This window comes from Lysinibacillus mangiferihumi, from assembly GCF_003049665.1.
GTDB classification, from domain to species: Bacteria; Bacillota; Bacilli; order Bacillales_A; family Planococcaceae; genus Lysinibacillus; species Lysinibacillus mangiferihumi.
On the sequence record NZ_PYWM01000007.1, the window covers coordinates 94094 to 119685 of the forward strand.

General features: G+C 38.0%; 23 protein-coding genes. 4 read left to right on the top strand and 19 right to left on the bottom strand.

Annotation, left to right across the window (positions count from 1 at the left end; genetic code table 11):
• Positions 1 to 5: 5 nt before the first annotated feature.
• Positions 6 to 653 (top strand): acetoin utilization AcuB family protein, encoded by a 648-nt coding sequence (locus C9J37_RS09050; RefSeq protein ID WP_107895068.1) that lies wholly within the window; start codon positions 6 to 8, stop codon positions 651 to 653.
• Entirely contained in the window at positions 653 to 1813 is a 1161-nt protein-coding gene (locus C9J37_RS09055) for an acetoin utilization protein AcuC (protein ID WP_024363761.1), read from the top strand. The genes C9J37_RS09050 and C9J37_RS09055 overlap by 1 nt, the downstream gene beginning before the upstream one ends.
• Before the next feature lie 88 nt (positions 1814 to 1901).
• Here C9J37_RS09055 and ccpA read toward each other — a convergent pair whose 3' ends face one another.
• Positions 1902 to 2906 carry a catabolite control protein A gene (ccpA, locus tag C9J37_RS09060; protein WP_107895069.1) on the bottom strand — a complete coding sequence of 335 codons (1005 nt, stop codon included), beginning with the start codon at positions 2904 to 2906 and terminating at the stop codon, positions 1902 to 1904.
• Positions 2907 to 3082: 176 nt separating this feature from the next.
• On the bottom strand, positions 3083 to 4168 hold the full coding sequence (locus tag C9J37_RS09065; RefSeq protein ID WP_024363759.1) for a bifunctional 3-deoxy-7-phosphoheptulonate synthase/chorismate mutase: 1086 nt from the start codon (positions 4166 to 4168) through the stop codon (positions 3083 to 3085).
• A 172-nt stretch (positions 4169 to 4340) separates the two neighbouring features.
• Here C9J37_RS09065 and C9J37_RS09070 point away from each other — a divergent pair, with 172 nt between their 5' ends.
• Positions 4341 to 6497 (top strand): cell division protein FtsA, encoded by a 2157-nt coding sequence (locus tag C9J37_RS09070; protein ID WP_107895070.1) that lies wholly within the window; start codon positions 4341 to 4343, stop codon positions 6495 to 6497.
• Positions 6498 to 6724: 227 nt separating this feature from the next.
• Here C9J37_RS09070 and C9J37_RS09075 read toward each other — a convergent pair whose 3' ends face one another.
• The 9 genes from C9J37_RS09075 to C9J37_RS09115 all read right to left on the bottom strand — a co-directional run bounded on the left by C9J37_RS09075 (position 6725) and on the right by C9J37_RS09115 (position 17165).
• Positions 6725 to 7234 (bottom strand): YtxH domain-containing protein, encoded by a 510-nt coding sequence (locus tag C9J37_RS09075; RefSeq protein WP_107895071.1) that lies wholly within the window; start codon positions 7232 to 7234, stop codon positions 6725 to 6727.
• Between the two features lie 131 nt (positions 7235 to 7365).
• Positions 7366 to 7872, bottom strand: a complete 507-nt coding sequence (locus tag C9J37_RS09080; RefSeq protein WP_025220330.1) for a DUF948 domain-containing protein — start codon at positions 7870 to 7872, stop codon at positions 7366 to 7368.
• A 113-nt stretch (positions 7873 to 7985) separates the two neighbouring features.
• Positions 7986 to 9299: a UDP-N-acetylmuramate--L-alanine ligase gene (murC, locus tag C9J37_RS09085; protein WP_024363755.1), complete on the bottom strand. Its 1314-nt coding sequence runs from the start codon at positions 9297 to 9299 to the stop codon at positions 7986 to 7988.
• Positions 9300 to 9521: 222 nt separating this feature from the next.
• Positions 9522 to 13187, bottom strand: a complete 3666-nt coding sequence (locus C9J37_RS09090) for a DNA translocase FtsK (RefSeq protein WP_235617067.1) — start codon at positions 13185 to 13187, stop codon at positions 9522 to 9524.
• 202 nt (positions 13188 to 13389) lie between these two features.
• The gene (gene ytpR / locus C9J37_RS09095; RefSeq protein ID WP_107895072.1) at positions 13390 to 14004 is read right to left on the bottom strand and encodes a YtpR family tRNA-binding protein; all 615 of its coding nucleotides are present in this window, start codon (positions 14002 to 14004) and stop codon (positions 13390 to 13392) included.
• Entirely contained in the window at positions 14001 to 14825 is an 825-nt protein-coding gene (locus C9J37_RS09100) for a DUF1444 domain-containing protein (protein WP_107895073.1), read from the bottom strand. Before C9J37_RS09100 ends, ytpR begins: the two co-directional genes overlap by 4 nt.
• Before the next feature lie 70 nt (positions 14826 to 14895).
• Positions 14896 to 15414, bottom strand: a complete 519-nt coding sequence (locus C9J37_RS09105; protein WP_025220334.1) for a hypothetical protein — start codon at positions 15412 to 15414, stop codon at positions 14896 to 14898.
• Between the two features lie 94 nt (positions 15415 to 15508).
• Positions 15509 to 16030, bottom strand: a complete 522-nt coding sequence (locus C9J37_RS09110) for a DUF84 family protein (RefSeq protein ID WP_107895074.1) — start codon at positions 16028 to 16030, stop codon at positions 15509 to 15511.
• Between the two features lie 58 nt (positions 16031 to 16088).
• Positions 16089 to 17165 carry a M42 family metallopeptidase gene (locus tag C9J37_RS09115; protein WP_107895075.1) on the bottom strand — a complete coding sequence of 359 codons (1077 nt, stop codon included), beginning with the start codon at positions 17163 to 17165 and terminating at the stop codon, positions 16089 to 16091.
• A 166-nt stretch (positions 17166 to 17331) separates the two neighbouring features.
• On the opposite strand from C9J37_RS09115, the gene C9J37_RS09120 reads away from it, so the two are divergent.
• The gene (locus tag C9J37_RS09120) at positions 17332 to 17646 is read left to right on the top strand and encodes a peptidase M4 (RefSeq protein ID WP_024363748.1); all 315 of its coding nucleotides are present in this window, start codon (positions 17332 to 17334) and stop codon (positions 17644 to 17646) included.
• Between the two features lie 101 nt (positions 17647 to 17747).
• Here C9J37_RS09120 and C9J37_RS28220 read toward each other — a convergent pair whose 3' ends face one another.
• The 8 genes from C9J37_RS28220 to dat form a co-directional block, all read right to left on the bottom strand.
• Entirely contained in the window at positions 17748 to 17924 is a 177-nt protein-coding gene (locus C9J37_RS28220) for a hypothetical protein (RefSeq protein WP_167397280.1), read from the bottom strand.
• 230 nt (positions 17925 to 18154) lie between these two features.
• On the bottom strand, positions 18155 to 19381 hold the full coding sequence (locus C9J37_RS09125) for a carboxylate--amine ligase (protein WP_107895076.1): 1227 nt from the start codon (positions 19379 to 19381) through the stop codon (positions 18155 to 18157).
• 99 nt (positions 19382 to 19480) lie between these two features.
• Complete coding sequence (locus tag C9J37_RS09130) at positions 19481 to 20509, bottom strand: PTS sugar transporter subunit IIC (RefSeq protein WP_107895077.1); 1029 nt, start codon at positions 20507 to 20509, stop codon at positions 19481 to 19483.
• Positions 20510 to 20797: 288 nt separating this feature from the next.
• Complete coding sequence (locus C9J37_RS09135; protein WP_107895078.1) at positions 20798 to 21661, bottom strand: YtnP family quorum-quenching lactonase; 864 nt, start codon at positions 21659 to 21661, stop codon at positions 20798 to 20800.
• Between the two features lie 21 nt (positions 21662 to 21682).
• A complete protein-coding gene (gene trmB, locus C9J37_RS09140) occupies positions 21683 to 22330 on the bottom strand; it encodes a tRNA (guanosine(46)-N7)-methyltransferase TrmB (RefSeq protein WP_107895079.1) in 648 nt (215 codons plus the stop codon).
• 76 nt (positions 22331 to 22406) lie between these two features.
• On the bottom strand, positions 22407 to 23360 hold the full coding sequence (locus C9J37_RS09145) for a diacylglycerol/lipid kinase family protein (protein WP_107895080.1): 954 nt from the start codon (positions 23358 to 23360) through the stop codon (positions 22407 to 22409).
• 3 nt (positions 23361 to 23363) lie between these two features.
• Positions 23364 to 24371 carry a nuclease-related domain-containing protein gene (locus tag C9J37_RS09150; RefSeq protein ID WP_107895081.1) on the bottom strand — a complete coding sequence of 336 codons (1008 nt, stop codon included), beginning with the start codon at positions 24369 to 24371 and terminating at the stop codon, positions 23364 to 23366.
• A 209-nt stretch (positions 24372 to 24580) separates the two neighbouring features.
• Positions 24581 to 25432: a D-amino-acid transaminase gene (gene dat / locus C9J37_RS09155; protein WP_107895082.1), complete on the bottom strand. Its 852-nt coding sequence runs from the start codon at positions 25430 to 25432 to the stop codon at positions 24581 to 24583.
• Between the last annotated feature and the right edge of the window lie 160 nt (positions 25433 to 25592).

A 25592-nucleotide genomic window follows, 5' to 3' on the forward strand; every position in this document is an offset into this window, starting at 1 on the left:
AGTATATGATTGTAGAAGAAATTATGAATGATGAGCCTTATACACTGGCTCCTACAAATACTGTGTTAGAAGCGCTGAAATTGATGCGTGAGAAGAAGGTGCGTCATTTACCTGTTATAGACAATGAACGCCATGTTCTCGGTGTTATTACAGAGCGAGATATTAAAGAAGCACTGCCTTCGCCATTGAAGGATGAGCCGAATTCTCCTGTCTTTAGTGCCAAGGTAGAAGATATTATGATAAAAAATCCACTTGTCGGTCATCCTCTTGATTTTGTAGAGGAAGTTGCACTCACTTTTTATGAAGCGAAGATCGGTTGTTTACCAATTGTCTCTGGGGGAAAACTTGTCGGTATCGTCACTACAACCGATTTGCTCTACACCTATATTGAGTTAACTGGTGCCACTGAACCCGGCTCTAAAATTGAAATACGCGTGTGCGATACACCGGGCGTGTTATTTGAAATTACAAAGATTTTCAATCTACATCATGCAAATGTCCAAAGCGTCTTAGTATATCCTGATTCTGAAAATACACAAAATAAAATTTTAAGCGTCCGAGTAAAAACACTAAACCCACTTGCTATCATTGAGAATCTTCGCAAAGAAGGTTTCGACGTGTTATGGCCTAATCTACCAGGTGTTTCATTATAATGAAAAAGGCTGTCTTTGTTTATTCGCCAGAGCAACTCGGATATAAATTTTCAGATACACATCCTTTCAATCACAAACGCTTGACGCTAACGATGGATTTACTAAAAAATATAGGGGCGCTCGATGATGTCGATATCGTTCCTGCACGTATTGCAACAGAAGAAGAACTCTTGCTTGCACATGATCCAAAATACATTGAAATTGTAAAAAATGCTGGGCATGGTAAACTCAGCGAGGCACAATGTGCAAGCTATGGTATAGGCACGGAGGATACACCTATCTTTAAAAATATGCATGAAGCAAGTGCCCAACTTGTAGGTGGCACATTAACTGCTGTCGATTATGTGATGGAAGGAAAAGCCGAACATGCGCTAAATCTGGGCGGTGGGCTACATCATGGTTTCCGTGGGCGCGCTTCAGGTTTTTGTATTTATAATGATAGTACTGTAGCTATACGTTATTTACAGGACAAATACAAAGCGCGGGTGCTATATGTCGATACGGATGCCCATCATGGTGATGGCGTACAATGGAGTTTCTATGATGACCCCGATGTTTGTACATTATCGATTCATGAAACAGGTCGCTACTTATTCCCTGGAACAGGTAATATAACTGAACGAGGCAATGGGCAAGGCTATGGAACTTCATTTAATTTTCCAATCGATGCATTTACCGAGGATGATAGTTTCTTAGACATCTATGAACAGGCAATGCGCGAAGTCTTTGAATTTTTCAAACCCGATGTTGTATTAACGCAAAACGGTGCAGATGCACATTATTTTGACCCATTAACACATTTATACGGGACAATGAATATTTATAAGGAGATTCCTAAGTTAGCGCACAAGCTAGCGCACGAATATTGTGATGGCAAATGGATTGCGGTTGGTGGTGGAGGCTACGATATTTGGCGTGTTGTGCCACGCGCATGGTCGATGCTATGGTTAGAAATGACCGATCAAGAAAAACCATCAGGTCCCTTACCACAAGCATGGTTAGAGCGCTGGCAACCAGAGGCACCCGTTCCGTTTATTCCTACATGGGAGGACCCAAATCCTCTTTATGAGCCCATTCCACGAAAGGCAGAAATTGAAGAAAAAAACGCGCAAATGTTAGAAAAAGCGCTACATATTATTCGCACTGAAAAGCGCAGTTAAGCCGGTGCCAGTCACCCAAACAATTCTCAAACAATTCATTTCAATAAAAAAACACGCAAATCTTACTATTAGATTTACGTGTTTTTTGTTATTTGCTTTTAACAGATTGTCGATGTTCAATGCGATGTGGTAAAATAACCGCTTCGTCCTCAACAGGCTCTTTATTCATAAGTTTAGTCAATAATCGCATCGCAACAGCTCCGATATCATATAGCGGTAGTGCTACACTTGTAAGCTGTGGGCGCACCATACGAGCTAACTTAGAATTTTCAAAACTGATAACTTCGATATCCTCTGGCACATTTTTCCCAGCATCCTGCGCACCATGAATCAATCCGATAGCGAGTTCATCGCTTCCTGCAAAATAAGCAGTTGGAGGATTTTCTAGAGCAGATAACGTTTCCCATGCCTCTAAGCCCATATCATAGCTAGATTCCTCTGCAGCAATTAGTGATTCATCTATACTTAAGCCTGCATCTTGCAATGCTTTTTTATAAGCTTCAAGCTTGTATTTGCCATTAATTGTATAAGTAAGCGGGCCTGTTACAAAGCCGATTCGTGTATGACCGTTTTGAATCAATAACGAAATCGCTTCATACGCTGCCTGGAAATAATCAATATTCACAGTGGCAATTGTTTGTGATTCATCTACAGAACCTGCAAGCACAATCGGAACTGGCGAATGATCCATCGATTGTTGCATTTTCTCTGTTACTTCATCACTCATCATAACAATACCGTCCACCTGTTTGCCTAACATTGTATCTAGCAGCTGTAGCTCTTTATCTTCATGTTGGTCTGAGTTGGCAAGAATAATGTTGTAGCGATACATTGTCGCAATATCCTCCACACCACGTGCCAGCTCCGCATAAACGTTATTTGCAATATCTGGGATAATCACGCCAACTGTTGTTGTTTTCTTACTCGCTAACCCTCGCGCTACTGCGTTCGGACGATATTCTAATCGTTCAATTACTTCTAATACTTTTTTTCGTGTTGCTGGTTTTACATTTTGGTTACCATTAACTACACGAGAAACGGTTGCCATCGAAACATTTGCTTCTCGTGCAACATCATAAATTGTAACAGTCATCGTACGTGCCTCCCTTTTTCCTTTTATAGCCTTATCATACGATAATTTTCGCATCATTTTCAAGAAGAAGTACGTACATGAACAGAAATACCAAGTACAAATAGTACTGTTCTAGACATTAAATTGTCACGATATAGTAAACACCGCCTGCTTAATGCGCAAGCGGTGTGAAATCATTATGCATGAATTTCATGATTCTTCATGAATTTTTGTAGCGTTTCGTAGAATGCATCGAATGTTGGAATATCCATTTGTTGTTGTGAATCAGAAAGTGCTACAGATGGATCTGGATGCACCTCTGCCATTACACCATCTGCTCCAATGGCAATTGCTGCTTTCGCACATGGTAATAATAAGTCACGTCGACCAGTTGAATGTGTTACATCGACGAATACTGGTAAATGTGTTTCTTGTTTTAAAATTGGTACTGCTGAAATATCCAATGTGTTACGTGTTGCTTTTTCGTACGTACGAATACCACGTTCACAAAGGATGATGTTCTCATTTCCTTTAGACATAATGTATTCTGCTGCATGAATGAACTCGTCAATCGTTGCTGCTAAACCACGTTTTAATAGTACCGGTTTATTTGTAGCACCCGCTGCTTTTAATAATTCGAAGTTTTGCATATTACGTGCACCAATTTGAATTACATCAATGTAATCCAGTGCTTCTTCTAAATGACCTGGTGTCACAATTTCTGTAATAACACCTAAACCATATTCTTCAGATACACGCTTTAAAATTTTAAGCCCTTCTAATCCAAGACCTTGGAAGTCATATGGAGAAGTACGAGGTTTGTATGCTCCACCACGGATTAACTTTTCACCTTTAGCTTTAATAGATGCGGCAACGGCTGCTACTTGCTCATATGATTCAACAGCACATGGACCAAATACGAAAGATGGTTTTCCTTGGCCGATTAGTTCACCATTAACATTAATGACAGTATCTTCTGATTTTTTCTTGCGTGATACAAGTAATTCTTTCTTTTTATCCGCTTCAAGTTGTTTTAAAGCTGTTTTAAAGATTTGTTTAAAAATATAATCTACCGTCATTTGGTTTAATGGACCGTGATTGTGCTCTTTAATAAGATCAAGCATATGTCGTTCGCGCAATGGATCATAGCGATTAACACCTTGTTTTTCTTTAATTTTACCGATTTCATCTACTACAGCTGCACGTTCGTTAATTAGACGAAGAATTTCTAAGTTTAATCCATCAATCTGACTACGTAAGCTTTCTAAATCCTTTTGGCTCATACTTCTTGCTCCTCTCCCCATGACAGACACTTTCAGAACTCTGAAATGTATGTTACATTTTTAGATATTAGCATCATTATAATCAAAGTTGTTCAGAATGTCACGCATTTTTAATTTAGCGCTTCAACTCGCTAAATTATTTTGAGATATTTCGAGGAAGGAAGCGATTACATTGAGTTCAAAATTATTTGCACTTGATATCGGTACACGTTCTGTTGTTGGCATTATTTTAGAGGAAGATAATGATCATTTTCATGTACAAGATATTTTAGTAAAAGAGCATAAAGAACGGGCCATGGTAGATGGTCAAATACATAATGTCATGTACGTTGCAGAGTTAATTAATGAGATAAAACAAAAGCTCGAAGAAAAGCACGGACCTTTATCAAAAGTAAGTGTCGCTGCTGCAGGTCGTTCATTAAAAACGGAGCAGGCAAGTGTGAGCATTAATATTCGTAACCGTCCTATCTTTACTGAAGAAGATATTAGTCGATTAGAATTACAGGCCGTTCAACAAGCCCAGCAACAGCTCCTACAACATAAAGAGGATACAAAAACGAGTCATTATTATTGCGTTGGTTATTCGGTCCTTTACTATCGTCTAGATGGTGAAGAAATTGGTAGCCTTCTTGATCAGCAAGGTGACGAGGCACAAATCGAAGTGATTGCCACTTTCCTTCCTCGTGTTGTAGTGGAATCACTGATTGCCGCATTAAAACGGGCAAATTTAGAGATGGATGCACTAACATTAGAGCCCATTGCTGCCATTAATGTGCTCATTCCACCTACGATGCGCCGTTTAAATGTTGCACTTGTCGATATTGGTGCTGGTACATCAGATATCGCCATTACCGATAAAAGTACAGTTGTTGCCTATGGTATGGTGCCGACAGCAGGAGATGAAATAACCGAAGCACTTAGTGACCATTATTTGCTTGATTTTCCTGTTGCCGAGGAGGCAAAACGCCAACTGCATTGTTCAGAGGAGATTTTAATTCAAGATATTTTAGGATTCGATCAATATTATCCTAAAGAAGAAGTGCTTGCTGCAATTGAACCAGCTGTTAAACAACTCGCAAAGGCGATTGGAGAAGAAATATTACGTCTTAATAATCGAACTGCTCCCAAAGCCGTAATGCTCGTTGGTGGAGGTAGTTTAACACCTAACCTTACAACTGAAATCGGTCTAGTCCTTGATTTACCAGCAAATCGTATTGCCGTTCGTGGTGTCGATGCCATTCAAAATTTAACAAAGGAAGCGCACATTAAAGCATCCCCTGAATTAGTAACACCTATCGGCATAGCTATTGCTGCAAAGAAAATGCCGATTCAATATATGAGCTTAACGGTAAATGAACAAATTGTACGCCTTTTTGAATTAAAAGAAATGACTGTTGGCGATGCCTTTTTAGCTGCCAATATTCGTGCTAAACAATTATATGGTAAGCCAGGTCATGGTTTATCTATTAGTGTGAACGGACAAGATATTTTTATACCTGGTGGCCACGGCCAACCAGCACAAATTTTAGTGAATGGACAACAATCCTCTACAAAAACAATTATTAAAACGGGTGATGCCATTCAGCTAATAGAAGGACAAGATGGTCTTCCAGCTACTGCTACAATAAGAGATATAGTGGATCAAGCAGTCATTAAAACGATCACAATCCAAGAAACAAAATATGTCATTGAACCTAAAATTACAGTTAACGGTTCATCCGTTTCAATGGATGCTCTTGTAAACGATCGTGATATTATCACATATGAAATAGCTGAAACAGTAGAAGACGTGTTTACATCGACCAACAATACCAATTTACTGAAACAATTCGAATCATATGTTATTTACGTCGATGGCAAGCCATTATATTTACCGGCGTTTTCTGCGAATTTACTAATTAATGGAAAACCAGGAAAACTGTCTTATGCTGTTCAACATAACGATATTATTACTTTTTCGCAGCCATCGTTACCAACTGTACAGCGAATCGCTGATCATATGAATGTGTTGCTGGAGGACAAAATCATTGTCCATTTTCAACAGGAACTGTTAGAGTTGAAAAAAACGACGAATGAAGTGCTTGTAAATCAAGCTGTTGTTTCACCGCTCTCTACGGTTCCTAATGGAGCGACAGTTAGCATTCAGGAGAAAGATCGAAGTCCTTGGATTTATCAGGATGTATTCCGTTTCTCGAATTGGCAGCTCCCTACAACATTTAAAGGCAACTTTACGATTTTACGTAACGGACAGCCCGCAACCTTTGATACAGAAATTTTCGGTGGCGATCAATTAGAAATAGTACTCGAAGAAGCACCTTTATCATTGTAAAAAAGTAGGTGCCAAAAGAAAAAGTGTTAGATTGACTGTAATCAATCTAACACTTTTTTGCTATGTTGTTTGTTGTCAGGCTGCGGAGGATGCTTCCTGCGCGGTTTGTGCCATGTTACCTGCGTGCTTTACGGTACATTCCACATGCTCACAGGAGTCACCACCACCGCTATCATCAACTAGTACTAGTGTAGTGTTCTATAGGAAATCCTAATTTCCCCTATAGTTTACGCACGAACCTCTTGTGCTTTCTCTTGTTTTTCAACAGTTTGTTCAGTTGCTTCTACTACATCCTCTTGTTTTACTTCAACACCATCGATGAATTCATCAAGTGGCTCTTCCCCTTCAAAAGAAACCGTACCGTCATCAAAAACAGTTGGTGCTTTTGCGGACTTAAGCGTTTTAACTTTCTCTACCAATTGTGAAGATTGCTCTTGAATTTGTTTTGATAGTTGCACTGTTTTATCCTTCGCTGTTGACGAGAAGTCTGCACTTTTATCTTTTAAATTAACGGCTTGCACTGCCACATCACTACGTAAATCTTTCCCTGATTTTGGAGCTAATAATAACCCTGCTGCTGCCCCCACTATACCTCCAACTAAAGCGCCAATGACGAAATCTTTCATGTTTACACGCTCCTCTTCATAGATCGATTCCTGTGAATTATAAAGCTGTGGTAATGTACTTTCAAGTTGTTGTTCTTTCACTTCGTTAAAGTTTGGCTTTTGTGTAGTCATGGACAATTCCTCCCATTTTATAATCTAATGCGCCTAGACGTCTGTATTACTACTTGCGAGCAATACATGAAAATCGCCTAAGGCTTTATTTATATTCAGCAGGTGTCAATAAAGCACCTGCTAAATAATAATTATTTTTTGCGACCCCATTTTCTTTTCGGCTTGTCCGATTGAACTTGTTCAAAATTATATACGTCCTCAGGCATTATTTCTGGTGCCTGCTCAATAATTTTACGCTTCTTCCATTTATCTGCAATGCCCATTGCAACATTACTCCACTGTACAACTTGTGCAATTTTTTCTTCGTTCTGTTCAACGCTTTTAGAAATGGATGAAGTAATTTGCTGTACGGATGCATTTAAACCATTTACAGACTCACCCATACCTTTCACTGCATGAACAACAGAATTTAACTGCTCCGATTTTTGTTGAATATCTTCGGCTAAGCTATTTGTTTTAATTAACAAAGAAGTCGTTTCACGTGTAATGCCTTCCATTTGTTTCTCAATGCCTGATAATGTGCCTGATAAACTGCTAAGAATTGATTTGAGCGAAAATAACGTCATACCGACGCTGACACACAAAAATAAAAAACCGATTGCTGCAATAATTGCTGCGATATACAAAATGACTTCCATAAAATAGACCTCCTGCTAGTAAGAATTCTCTCTATACTATTACTTACCTTATCTTCGACAAATAAAACTTAAATCCTTCTCAAATTTTAGAAAAACAGCTTATTCCTTACGGATTAAGCTGTTTCGTTGTTTTTTAGTACATCTTCAAAGGCATCTTGGAATTTATGAACATCGCCTGCGCCCATAAATAAAAACACTGCGCCTTTATGCTTTGTTAAAACATCAATACCTTCTGTAGTAATTACAGCACTACCTTCAATAAGAGAGGCTAAATCTTGAATTGACAGTGCACCTTGCGTTTCCCTTGCAGAACCAAAAATATCGCAAAGGTATGCTGCATCTGCCAAACTCAGGCTATCAGCAAAGTCCTGTAAAAATGCTTGCGTACGTGTGAATGTGTGTGGCTGGAATATAGCTACTAATTCACGTTCTGGATATTTTTGTCTAGCCGATTGAATCGTTGCACGTATTTCTGTTGGGTGATGTGCGTAATCATCAATTAACACATGATCCCCGATTTTCGATTCCGTAAAACGTCTTTTTACACCTTTATATGTGTTTAAACGTTCTTGAATAATTTCTGATGAAATGCCCTCGTATTGGCAAAGTGTAATAACAGCTAATGTATTCAACACTGCATGGTCGCCAAATAGCGGAATAAAGAAAGTGCTATAAAATTCATTGCGAACAAATACATCAAATGTTGTGCCTTCTGTTGTTTTTTCAACATTACGTGCTTCGAAGTCATTTTCAGCTCCGAACCCATAATAAACAACAGGTACTTTCGCTTGAATACGTTGCAAATGCTCATCATCACCACATGCAATAATTGCTTTTTTCACTTGTAAGGCAAGTGATTGAAAGGCTGCATATACATCTTCAATGTTTGCGAAGTAATCCGGATGGTCAAAGTCAATATTTGTCATTACTGCATAATCAGGATTATAGGCTAAAAAGTGTCGACGATACTCACAAGCTTCCATCACAAAGAAGTTTGCATTTTCATGTCCTGCACCAGTACCATCACCGATTAAATACGATGTTGGTTTATATCCACCAACAACATGCGCCATTAAACCCGTTGTAGAGGTTTTGCCATGCGCACCTGTAATGGCAATGGATGTGTAATTGCCAATATACTCACCAAGAAATTTGTGATAACGAATAATTTCTACACCGATTTCACGTGCTCGCACTAATTCAGGGTGGTCATCAGGAAAAGCATTCCCTGCGATTATTGTCATACCTTCTTTAATATTATCCGCATTAAAAGTAAAAATTGGAATATTTCGTTCACGTAACGGTTGTTCCGTAAAGAAATACTTATCAATATCTGAGCCCTGTACTTGTTCACCAGCATCAAATAAGATTTGTGCAAGCGAACTCATGCCAGAACCTTTAATGCCTGTGAAATGAAAAACTGTCATTAATTAAACCCCCCGGGAAATACAATATCCCATCTATCATCTATTAGGTGTATCGTATTTTGTACTAGGTATTAATACCTTTACACGTACAGAAAAATACGTACTATGTTAAAACATCTTGTCTATTATAGCACTATTTATGCACAAGGATAAATGTGCAACTTTTCTAAAAAAACTAATTTTGACGAAAGTCAGATAATCTTGACGAAAACACCGCAATTCTTATTCAAACATAGCAATTAAATCTTGCTCAGTAATATAACTTTCACGCGGTTTACTACCTCTTGCTTCTGACACAAAACCATGTGATTCCAGCATATCAATTAAACGTGCAGCACGATTATAACCGATATGATATTTGCGTTGAATAAGAGAAGTAGAAGCTCCACCTGCTTCATAAACAAAGCGACAGACATCCTCAAACAAATCATCTTGCTCTGCAGTAACTTCTGATTTCTTTAAAAGTTCCTCTTGATCGAATATATAATCTGGTTCACCTTGCTCACGAACATGGTCGATAATCGCTTCTATTTCATCATCTGTTACAAACGTCCCTTGCAAACGTACAGGTGCCGACATGCCATTACCTAGATACAACATATCGCCTCGTCCTAGTAAGCGCTCTGCCCCTTGCCCATCTAATATTGTACGTGAATCGATTTGTGAAGATACCGCAAAGGCAATACGAGTAGGGATATTAGATTTAATTAGACCTGTAATAACATCGACAGAAGGTCTTTGCGTGGCAACAATTAAATGAATACCACAAGCACGTGCCTTCTGCGCAATACGACAAATCGCTTCCTCAACATCTGCTGGCGACATCATCATTAAGTCTGCTAACTCATCAATAACAATTAAAATATAGGGTAATTTTAAACTATGCTCATTGTTTTTATCTGCTAAAGCGTTATAACGTGTAATATCACGCGCACCTGCATGTGCAAATAGCTGATAACGACGCTCCATCTCCTCTACAGCCCATTTTAACGCTGCTGTTGCAGCCTTTACATCCGTAATCACCGGACTGACTAAATGGGGAATATGATTGAATGGCGCAAGCTCTACCATTTTTGGGTCAATCAGCATAAGTTTTAATTCATGCGGTGCAGCTTTATATAATAAACTAACCAAAATGGAATTGATACAAACAGACTTTCCTGAACCAGTCGCCCCAGCAATTAAGCCATGTGGCATTTTACGTAAATCAATTGTCACTGGCTTCCCTGTTAAATCGAGACCAAGTGCCGCTTCAAGTGGTGAATCAGAATCGAGGAATGACGCACTATTTGTCACTTCCGATAAACGAACAGCACGAGATACACGGTTAGGAATTTCTATTCCGATCGAACTCTTTCCAGGAATCGGCGCCTGTATTCGAATGTCTTTTGCAGCTAAAGCCAGTTTTAAGTCATCTGCTAAATTACGAATTTTACTTACCTTTGTACCATGACTAACTGTAATTTCAAATTGAGTAACGGCGGGACCTTGCATAATCGATTCTATTTGTGCTGACACTTGGAAATAAGATAGTGCTTCAACTAGTGTATCCCCTTGTTGCTCCATCCACTCTGTATCTTGTGTTTTCTCCTCAGGTGGTTCCAAAAATTCATCCGTTGGCTTTTGGTACACATGAATAGGCTTTTGAGGTGTTATTTCTTTTTCAGGCTCTATATTTAAAGTTCCCAGTGTATCATTAGGTTTCTCCTCAATGATGTTTGGATTATCATTTGATTGTGCGATAGTTTTTTCATGTAATAAATCCGTTTCGACAAAAAGCGTTGCAGAAACTTCTTCACTTGCATCCACTGTAATTGCTGATTGTTCTGCTTGGTGTAAATCATTTGCAACAAACGGTGATACTGGATTTTCTTCAAAAGTATCCGCTTCACTTGCTGACTGTTCTGCTTGGCTTACTTCATTTGCAACAAACGGTGATACTGGATTTTCTTCAAAAGTATCCGCTTCACTTGCTGTCTGTTCTGTTTGACGTATTTCATTTGTAACAATCGGTGATACTGGATTTTCTTCATGTGCATCCGCTTCACTTGCTAATTGTTCTGTTTGACGTATTTCATTTGTAACAATCGGTGATACTGGATTTTCTTCAAAAGTATCCGCTTCACTTGCTAACTGTTCTGTTTGACGTATTTCATTTGTGACAATCGGTGATACTGGATTTTCTTCAACAGTATCCACTTCAATCGCTAGCTGCTCTGCTTGGCGCATTTCATTTGTGATAATCGGTGATACTGGATTTTCTTCAAAAGTATCCGCTTCACTTGCTGACTGTTCTGTTTGACGTATTTCATTTGTAACAATCGGTGATACTGAATTTTCTTCAAAAGTATCCGCTTCACTTGCTGTCTGTTTTTCAGTTGGCATCCGCGTCATTGTTGCAACAGGAGACATCGTGATAACAGGATTACTATTAGATTCTGTCATTTTGGAAAAAGGTTCTTGGGATGATGTCTCTATTGAAGATGTATTTACATTTTCTAACAATGCTCCATCTTCGATTTTGTCATCATCGGAAGTAACCGCTATCTCGCTTTGTATTTTTTCAGTCGCTGGCACTTTCGATTTTAATTGTTGTGAAATTCGCCATTTTTCTTTATCTGTTTTTAACATTAAGACATTAAATGGAATGCGACTCTTTTCTTGCTTTAAAGATGACTCCTCGACTACCTGCTGTTCATTTTCTTCACTCGTCGGCTGAACAACCGTCACTTCTCCAATATGAATTGTGGAATTTTCTATTTGTAATTGTTCCACAACGACTTCTTTTACATGAATTTCGGATTGATCTGCTGATAGCTGTTCAACAGCTAGTTCTTGTTGCACAGCATCTTTAATTTGAGCTTCAAAATTTACAGCAAAAGATGTTGTTTGTGGTATAGATAGCTCTATATCTGCTTTATCTGTCAGTTCGCTCTGCTCTGGAATTTCAAGCTCTTCAAATGTAATCGGCTGCTTTGGTGTTGCTTCCGTAGATGCTTCAAAAGCTACTTTACTTGACTCTGTCACTTCAACTTCTTCAAAAGTAATTGGTTGCTTCGAAGTAGCTTTGCTATTCTTATCAACGATTGCTTGACTTTGCTCTATCACTTCAACATCCTCAAATTCACTTGAATGCTTCGCTGGCACTTCCTTTAAGCTTGATATCTCAAGCTGTTCATGTAAATCATTTGGCGTAATGGTAGGCTCTTTTTCTTCTAGTATATTTTCAATAGGCTTATTTGTTGTCGCTTCTTTTGCAATCATAGCAATGGAGGGCTTTTCTGCTTCATGTTCCTCCTTGCGTTTATTTAATAATTGCTCGATTGGACTTGGTTTTGCAAAACCATAAACTGGCGAAGGGACATCCGTTGGTACAAAACGTTTTCGATTTTGTGGCATGCTACTTTCCGCAGCATTTTCCTGTTTCGCTTGCGGTTCTTTAAAAACAGGTGCCGCTTCAATTTGTGCATCACGAAAAACCATACTCGCTTTAGTCGAATATTCTTGCTTAGGTTGAACGCGTGTAATCGTCGTTCTGCCAGTTCGTTTCGAACGATTTTCTAAAAGCTCACGAATTCCAGAAACTTCTATGTCATATACACGGGAATCTACAACTTGATGATTTAAATGTTTTGGTAAGGATAAATCTTCAATTTGGCCGTATACATCGTCCATTTGATTAAACATTTCTTTTGGTTGTGAAGAAGGTTGCGGAATCTCTGGTTCATCATCAATTAAAGGGAAACGAAAAGCTTTTTGTGTAGGTGCTTGCGTCTCCTTTATCGGCTGTTGGTGCTCTGGTTGCTCCTCATACTCTTCATAATATTCTTCATATTCATAGTCATCTCTATTTAAAATTTTATCTAATTTTCTTTTAAACCAATTCACGTTGTTTCACTCATTTCTCTTACACTTCTTTTATAGCATTGTCTAAGACTATTCGGGTACTAAAACTATGTTCAATGTCTACATCAAAAAGCATACCATAAAAATGATATAGAAACTCGTATTTATAGGCTTAATCTAGACAAAAAATCGTTATACCACCAGCTATTGGTAGCATAACGATTTTTGCTTAAAACTTATTCGTTTAACGGCTTGGTGTTTCAAATGCACTACCTACTGCAGCATCCTCAGGTAAAATTAAAATACCTTTTTTAGATGGTGCATTAGGAATGGCTAATTCACGCGCTGAACATAGCATACCAAAAGAGTCAACACCACGTAAATTGCCTTCTTTAATCAGCATACCTGATGGCATAACAGCTCCGATTTTAGCAACGACTACTTTTTGACCAGCATCAACGTTCGGTGCACCACATACAATTTGTAGCGTTTCTTCTCCTACATTGACAGTACAAATACTTAATTTATCAGCATTTGGATGCTTTTCTTTTGTTTCTACATAGCCTACAACAAATTTAGGTGAAAAATCTACATCCAGGCTAATTGTAGCTCCATTGTTCTTAATAGCAGCTTCAAGCTGTGCAACAAATTCTGGTGTAATCTCTACATTCCCCTGCGCCTCAACTTGCACATACTTACTTGCATTAAATAAGTTAAATGCTTTTATTTCCCCTGTTTGTGCTTCTTTTAAAATGGCAATATCACCAGCACGCTCTACCTTTGTTTTCACAATTGCCTCTGTTGCTAATTGTACTAATAGGACATCTCCCACATGTTCTTTGTTGTAAAATACATTCATTGTTTTTCTTGCTCCTTCTTTACTCTATTTTTTGCTAGTATAAAGATTGGTTCTAGCTCTCCATCTTCATAAATAAATGATAATGACGTAATTGGTACTGTTCCTACCGTAAAGAAATGCATCGTCATCTGTGCTAATACATCATACCCTGTTTCATTGCGAATATCACCTAGTATTAATACATCTTGATGAGGTACAGATACAGTCATATCTCCTTCAATTTTTGAGCGCATTTCTTTTAAAAAGCTTTCATTTAAAATACGACTGGCATCATAGCCATCATTGGCATTAACAAAATAAAAGACATTGCCAGCTACTTCGTCTTTCTTATAATTGGTTGGCAGTTTCTTAACAGAAAAACGCGCCATTTCTCGGATTTGCTCTACAGTTAATTTTAACGTTTCTAACATGGATTCATCAATAAAGCGATACGTTTTTCCTAAATCGAGCGCATAGAAAATACGTGTTTCGGCAGTATGCTCCGTTGTGATAAAAGCATGTCCTTCTTTCGAAGCTTGCGGATAGGATGTGGCACGAATAACCGGATATATTTGCCCAGTTTGTTCAAAGCCTTGCTCCTGCTCCTGTTCCATTGCTAAAAAAGTTTGCTCAATCGTATAGACAACTTCTGCAATCGCCACTTCTTGCTTTTCATTATATTTTGCTAAAATACCTGGTAAAGAGAGCTCCATCCCTTTGTCTAGTTTTTTATGATTTAAGCGTAATTTATCTTGCTTTTTATCAAATTGAAAATCAAACTTTTGCTCATTTAACTGTTTTTTTAATAGGGACACAAGTTGCTCTGATTTTATTTGCTTCAATTCGCTCACGTCCTTTCTTCATAATGAAACGGCTCACATAGATTTGTGAACCGCTCTTCAAACGATGCAATTATTTAATCTTAACCGAATGAACGATTTTCGTCATCTCATGAAGATTATTTTCAATATTATTTGCTGGTGAAATAGTCGTCATTTTTACACCACCACTGCTGACAATTAACTCAAATTCATCCTTATTATCTGTTTTAGACACCGCAGAGAAGCCGAAAATACCATCCTTGTCATATGTAGTTTCATTAATGACTTTCTTTGAACGATCTTCTTTTAGCAGATTATAATAAAGCTTACTATCGTCTTGTTCACGATCATTGATAAAAAGAATATAGGAATTCGTTCCTTTTGATATTAAAATATTATAGGCATCTGAACTATCCTCAATTTTGAACTTTGACGGTAAAAAAAGTTGAATTTGACCAATTTTGTCGGTATACGCTTCAGGCTCTTCTGCAAATACCTTTTCTGTCATTTGAAGTCCACTAGCAATTTGTTCATCAACCGATTGATTACAACCCGAAAGCCCCAAAAGTAATAGCAGTAAACCTAATGCTTGAAGCCTTGCATAAGACATTTCAATCTCCCTTTCATTGCTAACTTTTTTCTATTTTAAAAAAATTCTAGATAAGTTGCAACTTCACTGCTTCGTTCTCACTAGTTCTAAGACACTATCTTTGTGCTAATGTGAACAAATATTGTCCAACAAGCAGCGCGACAATATGCTCAAACATTGTCTGTCTACTCACTATCCCTTGCGTAAAAATACCTACCGCCCCTGCGCCTTGACGAATATCTAAACGTTGCGTATATTGTTCCATTACAGGACCAAGCTCCCTGCCATCCCTTATTTCCTGGGCAATTTCTTCTGGCAAAATAATTTGTGCACCTGCTGCCGTAAACGTTGTCCCATCAGCTAATGTTAGTGCTCCCCAATTGCAGACATACATCACACCATCTATTTCAGTGACGCCACCTTCAAGTCCAAAGGATAGTGCTGCATCGGTCGCTAGGGCTGTATTTTTTGCCCGATTGATGGCCCCTAATCTTGTTTCTTCCGTAGTTATAGGTTGGTCTGATACTTGTGAAGCGGCTTTAAAATATGTAAGATTTACTTTTTCAAAATATTGATTAACAATCGCTTGCACTGCTTGGATTTTCGCTTTATTCGTTGTCCCAATCGCTATTTCCATTAATATCCCTCTTTCTCTACATAGAAAAAAGATGCCCTAAAGGCATCTTTTCTGTTACTTATACATTAGCGCGAATCGTTTCTAATGTCGAACGATCTGCTTTTTTCACTAATTCTACGATTAATGCTTTAGCTGCTGCATAGTCATCAATATGAATGATCGATGCTGACGTATGGATATAACGCGAGCACACACCAATCACAGCACTTGGTACACCGTCATTTGATGTATGTACGCGACCAGCATCGGTGCCGCCTTGAGATACAAAATACTGATATGGAATATGATTAGATTCTGCCGTATCTAAAATAAACTCACGCATACCACGGTGTGTGACCATCGTACGGTCAAGTATTCGTAATAATGTCCCTTTACCAAGTTGACCAAATTGTTTTTTATCTCCGGACATGTCGTTCGCAGGTGATGCATCTAACGCGAAAAATAAATCAGGTTGAATCATATTTGCGGACACTTGAGCGCCACGCAATCCAACTTCTTCCATAACATTGGCACCTGAATATAAATGAGAAGCTAATTTTTCATCTTTCACTTCTTTCATTAATTCAATCGCCAGTCCACAGCCGTAGCGATTATCCCACGCTTTTGCCATTATTTTTTTCGGATTGGCCATCGGCGTGAATGGACATACTGGGATGATCGACTGTCCTGGGCGAACGCCAAGAGCAATCGCATCTTCTTTATTGTCCGCGCCGACATCAATCAGCATATTTTTGATTTCCATTGGTTTTGCACGTTCTGCATCTGTAAGTAAATGCGGTGGAATGGATGAAATTACACCTGGAATTGCACCGTTTTTAGTATATACTTCTACACGTTGTGCAAGCATCACTTGGTTCCACCAGCCTCCAAGTGTTTGAAAACGAATTAATCCATTATCAGTAATAGATGTAACCATAAATGCTACTTCGTCCATATGACCTGCTACAAGTATTTTAGGGGCATCTGCTACTTCACTATGCTTGACACCAAAAATACCACCTAAATGATCTTGGATAACCTCATCTGAGTACTTCTGTAGCTCTGAACGCATAAATGCACGTACTGCATGTTCATTGCCTGGTGCACCCGGTAATTCCGTTAAAGTTTTAAATAATTGTAATGTTTCCTCATTCATGATGACTCTCTCCCCACGAAGTAGAATTTTCTTCCTTGCTTATTGTATCATAATTATTTCAGAAGTCGAAATATTGATATATTTCATAAAAGTCCTTTGCAATGAACGTGCATTCACTCTTTGTGCTATGCTAAAATAGAGCTATAGGAAAAGGAGGAAAAAACCCATGAAATTACGTGATTTTTTAATTGGTGTTGCAACAGGCCTCGCCGCGGCAGTCATTATTAAAGAAGCCAGTGAAAAAGTTTCTCCGTATGTGCCAGCAGGACAAGTACTTGAAAACATAAAAAAGGAATTTAAAAAAGATGCGCCAATAGACGGTTCTTGGATCTTTATGAAAACAGATAATTTCACAAATGGTTTTATGACAATTCCCGTTTATCGTGGTGGTATTTCACGCATGCACGAGGGTGAAATGCAAACATTCGAGTTCGCTGCCGACGCACGCTCTGGCGTTGTCGTAGAATTAATCGAAGTCTAAACATAATCATTTTCAATAGCATGTGGACATTGTGATACGTCCATATGCTATTTTCTTTATAACTACATATATGTAGTGAAGGATGAACGATGTTGCTCAAGTTATTTTTCATTGTTTCGCGGGTATTCTTCTTTCTTTCGCGGGTAAATCACCTTACTCCGCGGGTATTCTTCACCCTTTCGCGGGTAAATCACCTCACTCCGCGGGTATTTCTCTCGCTTTCGCGGGTAAATCACCTCACTCCGCGGGTATTCTTCACCCTTTCGCGGGTAAATCACCTCACTCCGCGGGCATTTCTCCCTTTCGCGGGTAAATCACCTTACTCCGCGGGTATTTCTCTCGCTTTCGCGGGTAAATCACATTACTCCGCGGGTATTCTTCACCCTTTCGCGGGTAAATCACCTTGTTCCGCGGGTATTTCTCTCACTTTCGCGGGTAAATCACACCTCACTCCAGGCGCACATCAAATAAAAGGAGGTATATGTGTTATACCTCCTTTTAAGTAATCTTATTCTTCTAGACCTTTATTATTAAAATACTTTTTATATTTTCGGTAATAGTTTAGATTATTTAGCGTAAGCTTTACCCATCGCTTTGGATTCATATCTTTATCGAAGTAAAGTGAATTGGTGCACTTTCCTTCACGAATCAATTTTTGCGCTTCTAGTTTAAGCTTTTCGTTTGATGCGTATTTAAATAGCACACCCTTCGGAATAATCATCCATAAATGTTTATCCTCAACATATGTTAACTGTTGCTCAATATTTAACATATGGTCATCCGCTACATATTTCATTAAATTATGACCACTTGCGGTTACATAATAGCTTGAGCGACCGTTACGTAAATTAATTTCAAATAACTTATACTGTTTATCACGAATATCATACTTCATATCGAAGTTAGCAAAGCCTGTATAGCCGATATCCTCTAAAAAGTGGCGCACTTGATCCATCAGCGCTTTATCATATGTCGTTACGATTGCTGCATAACTACCAATTCCTTCAGGCGAATGCTCTTCCAAAATTGGGTTACCTAAGCACATTAGCTTCACTTTCCCGTCTTTCCCTACATATGCATTTAACACGCGCATATAGGAATCATCACCAGGAATGAATTCTTGAATAATCATTGTATCTTGGTAAGTGGAACTATAAATCGCTTTTAAGATAGCCGTTTTTTCCGCTTCATCATGTGCAACGAAGACCTTTTTCTTTCCTGGGAATTTACAAGCCCAATATTCCACTGAATTGGACGCTTTTAAAATAATTGGATAGTCAAATGGTGGTGTAAAGTCTTGATAGTTTTTAGCTGTGACTGTTGTTGTCCCAGGGTACTTAAAGTCGTACTTCTCACACATTTTATAAAAATTTTCTTTCAATAATATTTCATCCATTAATGACTCATCAATATAAGGTACTGTAAAGTGCTCCTGTAGAGCCGGTTTGTTTTTAATAATTAGTTTTGCATAATCATCGCCACAAGCAAGTAGCAGTAATTTTTTATCAGCGTATTGTTTTGCAACTTGTGCAAGGGCTGGTGCAAATACGTCTTGTTCATTTAAACGATCGATTTCTTGGAACTCCAATATATGGCTATCCTGTGTTGCTGTTAAATGTGAACGTCCTAATACAAGTGGCTTAATGCCATATGCTTCATAAAATGCTCGGGCCATGCCGTATGCATTCATATCTGATCCTAATAATACTGGTAAAAATGGTTGCTCCGTTGCCATCGTTATTTCAACTCTCTTTTGTGTTTTAGTATAGCTTTTAGTGTATCACATTTTCCAAAATGTTCACGAAAAAAAAGCCCCCATACGGAGACTTTTCCATTATTCATAATGTACTTTGTAATCATTGGATGTAATCCATTTTAATTTCATCGAGAAGATTCGCAGTAAGATGACATTTAATATAATTGGTAAGGCGATAAATAATGTAACAGCTACAGTGATTGTATAAGGTGTCCATCCGACTAAACTTAAATATTTCAACGGTCCCACAAAACCACCTAAACCGAAACCTGCACTGTATGGGGTACCTACGATTTCAAACAGCCCTGCTAATGCCCCTAATATTCCCGCAGTAATAATCATCGGAAAAGCTATTTTGGGTTTCATGAAAAAATTACGCATTTGAATTTTTGCTGACGCAACATGGGCAATGGCTGTCCCAATATTATTTGCTTTATAACTTGCAATACACATCCCAACGCCAGATGCACAAACACCGAGATTTGCTGCACCTGCACCGATGCCTGATAACATAATAACTGTCGCAACACCGATTGTAGAGATTGGTGAAATGATTAAGATAGAGAAGATCATGGCAATTAGCGAACCCATCACAACAGGTTGTAATGTCGTTAAATGCTCAATCATAAGACCAACATAGCCTGAGCCTGTACGCACATACGGTAAAATGGCATTTCCGATTAAACCAGGTACGAACATAGCAAGTGCAGGCATTAAAAGAAGTGTAAAATCTTTCAGCTTATTTCCTAAAAATTGCACAAAAAGTACAGCCAAAGCTGTCGTAATCCCGATATTAATTACCACACCAATACCGGCGATGGTAATGCCTGCATCCGGATCAATTGTATAGACACCGCTACCGACAAATGCAGCTAGTCCAACGCTACATGTTTGAACAGGCGTTAATTTAAAGCAAATACCTGTCATTACACCTATCACAACTGGCAATAGACTCATAGCTAAAACCGATGTATTTAAAATAATTTCTAACTGAGGTACGTAGGGAATAATTAGTTTTAATATTTCTCCAACTAATGCGTTTGGAATTAAACAAACGACAATCCCCATACTCATACCGGTTAGTACATTATTAATAAAATTTTTCATTGTATTTCATTTCCCTTCTGACAATATAACGCTCGTTGATGTTATCTCAGTATATTAATATTAGACTAATCGGTCAATATAAAATATTCAGAATATTGTATACCAATATCGGTAAACAGCATATTCCATCCATAGTCAGAAAGTAGTCGTTTACAACTAGCTGAAAACTGCACAAAAAATATCGGTGCCAGGCACATAAACAATTACAGCAAGATAAATAAAAAAGACTACAGACAAGCGTCAAATCTTTCGCTTGCCTATAGTCTAGTTCACATGTGTGTCCTATGATTAAAATGTTATAACCGCTTGTCTGCTGCGTTCTAAATTAGCAACCATTTCCTTACCTGTTTCATTCCATTTAACCATACGATAATATGCATCATGGTAGAAAATAAAACTGTAGCCGTTTGCTAAAGCTTCTTTCATAATGCGTTCTTTGGCAAATACACTCGTCATCGGATAATCATCATATGCTAATACCCATAATGGATTTTGATGCGCATGAGTTGGCATAATATCGGCCATATGTATCATGACCTCACCATTTTGTGACAATTTAATGATGGCATGTCCATCACTATGACCACCTGTGTGGATCATTTCAATGCCAGGAGCTACCTCTAAAGAGCTTTCGTACGTTTCAACTAAATGCTGTACAGGCTCCCAGTTTTCTTTCCAATACGTGTTTTTCGAGCGAATATTTGGCTCACGCATTTCATCCCACTCAATTTGTGTTACATAGATTTTGGCATTCGGGAATGTAGGAACTAAAACTTCACCTTCCCATTGCGTCAGACCACCCGCATGATCAAAATGTAAATGTGTCATTAAAATTGCATCGATATCAGCGGTTGTTAGACCAAGCTCTTGTAAACTATCAGCTAGCGTCGATTCCTCTGTTACGCCATAGTTTCGTAGTTGCTTTTCATTTAATTTGTTAAAACCGACACCCGTATCAATAAGGTAATTTTTTTCACCATATTGAATTAAAATAGGCTCTGTTGGTAATTCAATTTGATTGTTTTCGTTTACTGGATATTTACGTGACCAAAGTGGTTTTGGTACTACGCCAAACATTGCGCCGCCATCAAGGCAAGTGACACCCCCGTTTAGCCATGATAATGTCATATTGTGAAACTTTAACTGATCCATCCTTACTCCCCCTGCTATCTATTATTTTGTAATAAATTGCGATTCTAAGCGATAAATCGGCTGACCTTTAGCAGAAAATTTCTGCTCGTATTCTGTCATAATATTATCTTCTGGCATATTTGCATGTAGGTCGAGTGATACATACTTCAGTAACATACCATATTCAGACATACTAACTAACGAATACTCGAACAGTCCACGGTTGTCCGTTTTAAAATGGATTTCCCCGTTATCCACTAGAATCGACTCATATAATTTCAAAAAACCCTCATGCGTTAAACGACGCTTTGCATGGCGTAATTTTGGCCAAGGGTCTGAGAAATTCAAATACACGCGGTCTACATCATTTTTTTCAAAGAATTTATTTAAATCTGCGCCATTTACTTTTAACAAACGTAAATTCGCTGGAGATTTAGCTTCAAGAATGTTTTCTAATGCGCAAACGATGACGCTATCATAAAGCTCAATACCGATATAATTAATATCTGGATTTTGCAGAGCCATTCCGGTTACAAATTGACCCTTACCAGTACCTACTTCAATGTGTAATGGGTGATCGTTGCCAAAAACCGCTTGCCAATTTCCTTTAAAGTCTTCAGGATTTGGAATAATCACCTCTGGATGATTTGTAATCATTTCCTCTGCCCAAGGCTTATTTCTTAATCTCAATTTTCTTCCTCATTTCTTAATAGTGAAATTATTGATTTTTTATAGTATAACGTAAAAACGTCATATTCGCATGAAATTATTGCGAAATGACGTTTTTTGTTTTTTCTAATTTTATACATTTCCATGCTTGTTGTTGAATTGTACAGCGCACAATTGTGTCCTGCCCAATCTCACCAATGTAGTTACCATCTGTATGACAATCAACGCTCTTTGCATGTACAACAATTTCAAATTGATCGCTTTGTAAAAAAGTTATTTCTTGAAATTTTGTATGCTTCTCAAAAAAAACAGTAGCGAAAACTAGTAGTAGCTTCCATCTTGCAATATTATGAACAATGGTTAATTCAATTTTGCCGTCCAATGCATTAGACATAGGTGAAATTTTCATTCCTCCACCAAAATACGGTTGATTGCTCGTTGCTACAAACCATACATTTTGAAATTGATGTGTTTGATTGTTTGTATAAACCGTTACATCGAAACAAGTAAAACGAAACAGTCCCCTAACTACTGCCGCAGCATATGATAGTTTTCCTAATCCAATTTTATTAAAATAGTATTTTAGACGCGACTTATTAATATGCTTTGTGACATAGGCATCAAAGCCAAGCCCTGCATTATTGACGAATATTTCATGATGCATGGCTCCTAGTTGAAGCTTTCCTATATCTATCGAACGCTCAAGCATTTCAGTTCTGAGGTAAGCTTCAATTTGTGTTGCATTTTGAAATGTTGGGAAATAACGTGCAAAGTCATTACCAGAGCCTGCACTTATCACACCGATCACAACAAAATCATTATGTACAATGCCACTAACTACCTCATGAACGGTACCATCTCCACCAACAACAATGATCAACTTTTTTAATCGCCCATTTTGTGCCCATTGGCTCGCAATTTCTTGACCATGCCCTTCATATTGTGTCATAGCGACTTGATAATCAATCGTTAAATGTCGTTGTAATCTATTCCAAACAATTTTCCCTTTGCCATTTCCTGCACGCTCATTGACAATAAATAATACATGCATCTGTTAGTCCTCAGCTTTTGAAGATGTCTGTTGCCAAATATCGCGATTAAACGAAGTCGTTTGGACGTTATTTAAAATTGTTTGGGCAGCGCGGATTTGCATATGCTTCATAGGAGATGATACATTTCTTAAAGCATGCATCCATTCATTATAATTACGACGATCCACTAATCGCACGTTAAAAGATGAGCCTGGATAATCGAAATAGCCATTGCGTGTTAAAATAACTTTGCGAATCGGCATGTCGACTTGATCTTGCTTAAATAATTGAGTTAACACAGATTCCATTCTACTTAAATTAATCATTGGATTCAGTACTTTCGAATCTTTTGTGCCCACTTTTTTCTCCCAAAAACGGTCACTTCCACCTACATACACTGCTTGATTCTCTGCCTCAAGTACAGTAATACAAATACATTCCGTAGGTGACATTAACACAACATCTAGCTCAATTGGCGCCTTCCTCACTTGCAAAATAGGATAGTAAAAAACTAAATAATTATCTGGTAATTTTTGCAGCAATGTACGTAACAAAGAATCACGCAAAAATCGAGGATCGACATAAGATTTTTCTCGCAAAGTGGAGCTCGCCCACTTCATTTGGAAATGAAAAAACTGATCTATAAACATTCGCTTTAACTCATGAATAGACTGAGGTGCGTAAACTATATTCGGTTCAAATGACAGAGTTGTTTCTTCTTCGGGGATAATATCTTCGTCATTTGTCAATTCATTTGTAACGTCTATTTGCTCAATGTCTTCTTGCACGTCTTCTTTGTGTCGCCCTGCAAAAATCTTTTTAAAGAGTGAGAAGCGCTCTTTTTCTTCAAATACATCATTGACTTTTTCATTCGCCGTATGCTGCCACTCGGTAATATCTTCGCCCAATTCCCATTGACGTTTAATTCGATCCCATTGACTTTTCTTTAAACGTACAAATTGCGTTGGATATCTAGCTAAATCAATTTGATAACGTGAAATATAATCTTGTATTTTCACTAATTGTGCCATGTTTTGGTCACTCCAATCTTACTGCCCCATATCAAATTCGCCTCGTTATTAGTCGGTATCACCGTGATATCGAATAAAGGCGCTATCTTTTTTATTTTACATGACGTTTCAGGAGAATACATGCATATTTTGTTCTATAAAAAAGAGCTACCCTTATAACTCGGCTAATAACCAAGTTTTAGGTAGCTCTTTTTAATCATATATACATATTAAGCATTATTTGAAATTGGTAATTTTGCCTCAAATGCTTTTTGTAAATTACGAGTCCATTCACCAGGAACACCTGCACCAATTTGCTGACCGTCCACATCGATAACCGGTGTCACTTCAGATGAAACAGAAGACACAATAATTTCATCCATTGCTAATAAATCGCCTTTCGTCATCGGCTCTTCAATCACTGGTAAATTTATTTCAGCTGCACATTTTAATATAACTTGGCGTGTAATACCATTTAAGATGTAGTTATTTGCTGGGTGCGTATAAAGTTTACCATCTTTAATACCATAGACATTAGCAGAAGAACATTCTGTGATAATATCTCCACGGTGTAAAATGGCTTCGTAGCAACCTTTTTCAGATGCCTCTTGTTTCGCAAGTACTGCTCCAAGTAAATTTAAAGATTTAATATCACAACGTAACCATCGAACATCTTCCACCAATGTTGCTTTTACACCCTTTTCGAAATTTTCAATTGAACGTTCACCAGTTTTAACATTACCTGTTAGAACTGCTGGTACGCTTGCATCCGGGAAAATGTGGTTACGAGAAGTTGTGCCACGTGTAATTTGGAAGTAAACATGACCTGTATCTAAATTATTTTTTTCGATTAAATCATGCAATAATTTGTGTAATACATCTTTTGTATAAGGGATTACAAGACGAATTTTTTCGGCACTAGCATAGAAACGATCAATGTGCTCTTGAGCTGTGAACATATGTCCGTTATATACTTTGATTACTTCGTAAATACCGTCACCAAATTGATAACCACGGTCTTCTGGTGAAACTGTAATAGATCCTTCTTCAACGATTTGATCATTCCATAATGAGTATGCCATGTTTAAACATCCTTTTCATTTTTAAGTTATTTTCACGTTTTCAAGTACGATGATTCCCACTACACAATGAAGTAAGACCAGATGCAGTAAATCAAAGTAGATCTTTCAGTGAAGTGCTTTGCGTGTGAAGCTTCTTGATCACTTTCGCAAGCACATCACG

Bases quoted from the DNA above. Each gene is read 5' to 3' on its own strand.
- ccpA (WP_107895069.1), bottom strand. From the start codon at position 2,906: ATGACTGTTACAATTTATGATGTTGCACGAGAAGCAAATGTTTCGATG.
- C9J37_RS09135 (WP_107895078.1), bottom strand. From the start codon at position 21,661: ATGGATCAGTTAAAGTTTCACAATATGACATTATCATGGCTAAACGGG.
- ytpR (WP_107895072.1), bottom strand. From the start codon at position 14,004: ATGAATGTATTTTACAACAAAGAACATGTGGGAGATGTCCTATTAGTA.
- C9J37_RS09080 (WP_025220330.1), bottom strand. From the start codon at position 7,872: ATGGAAGTCATTTTGTATATCGCAGCAATTATTGCAGCAATCGGTTTT.
- C9J37_RS09050 (WP_107895068.1), top strand. From the start codon at position 6: ATGATTGTAGAAGAAATTATGAATGATGAGCCTTATACACTGGCTCCT.
- C9J37_RS09055 (WP_024363761.1), top strand. From the start codon at position 653: ATGAAAAAGGCTGTCTTTGTTTATTCGCCAGAGCAACTCGGATATAAA.
- C9J37_RS09105 (WP_025220334.1), bottom strand. From the start codon at position 15,414: ATGTCTTATGCAAGGCTTCAAGCATTAGGTTTACTGCTATTACTTTTG.
- C9J37_RS09120 (WP_024363748.1), top strand. From the start codon at position 17,332: ATGAAATTACGTGATTTTTTAATTGGTGTTGCAACAGGCCTCGCCGCG.
- C9J37_RS09150 (WP_107895081.1), bottom strand. From the start codon at position 24,371: ATGGCACAATTAGTGAAAATACAAGATTATATTTCACGTTATCAAATT.
- C9J37_RS09110 (WP_107895074.1), bottom strand. From the start codon at position 16,030: ATGGAAATAGCGATTGGGACAACGAATAAAGCGAAAATCCAAGCAGTG.
- dat (WP_107895082.1), bottom strand. From the start codon at position 25,432: ATGGCATACTCATTATGGAATGATCAAATCGTTGAAGAAGGATCTATT.
- C9J37_RS09145 (WP_107895080.1), bottom strand. From the start codon at position 23,360: ATGCATGTATTATTTATTGTCAATGAGCGTGCAGGAAATGGCAAAGGG.
- C9J37_RS09065 (WP_024363759.1), bottom strand. From the start codon at position 4,168: ATGAGCCAAAAGGATTTAGAAAGCTTACGTAGTCAGATTGATGGATTA.
- C9J37_RS09130 (WP_107895077.1), bottom strand. From the start codon at position 20,509: ATGAAAAATTTTATTAATAATGTACTAACCGGTATGAGTATGGGGATT.
- C9J37_RS09125 (WP_107895076.1), bottom strand. From the start codon at position 19,381: ATGGCAACGGAGCAACCATTTTTACCAGTATTATTAGGATCAGATATG.
- C9J37_RS09115 (WP_107895075.1), bottom strand. From the start codon at position 17,165: ATGAATGAGGAAACATTACAATTATTTAAAACTTTAACGGAATTACCG.
- murC (WP_024363755.1), bottom strand. From the start codon at position 9,299: ATGACAGTTTTTCATTTCACAGGCATTAAAGGTTCTGGCATGAGTTCG.
- C9J37_RS09075 (WP_107895071.1), bottom strand. From the start codon at position 7,234: ATGACTACACAAAAGCCAAACTTTAACGAAGTGAAAGAACAACAACTT.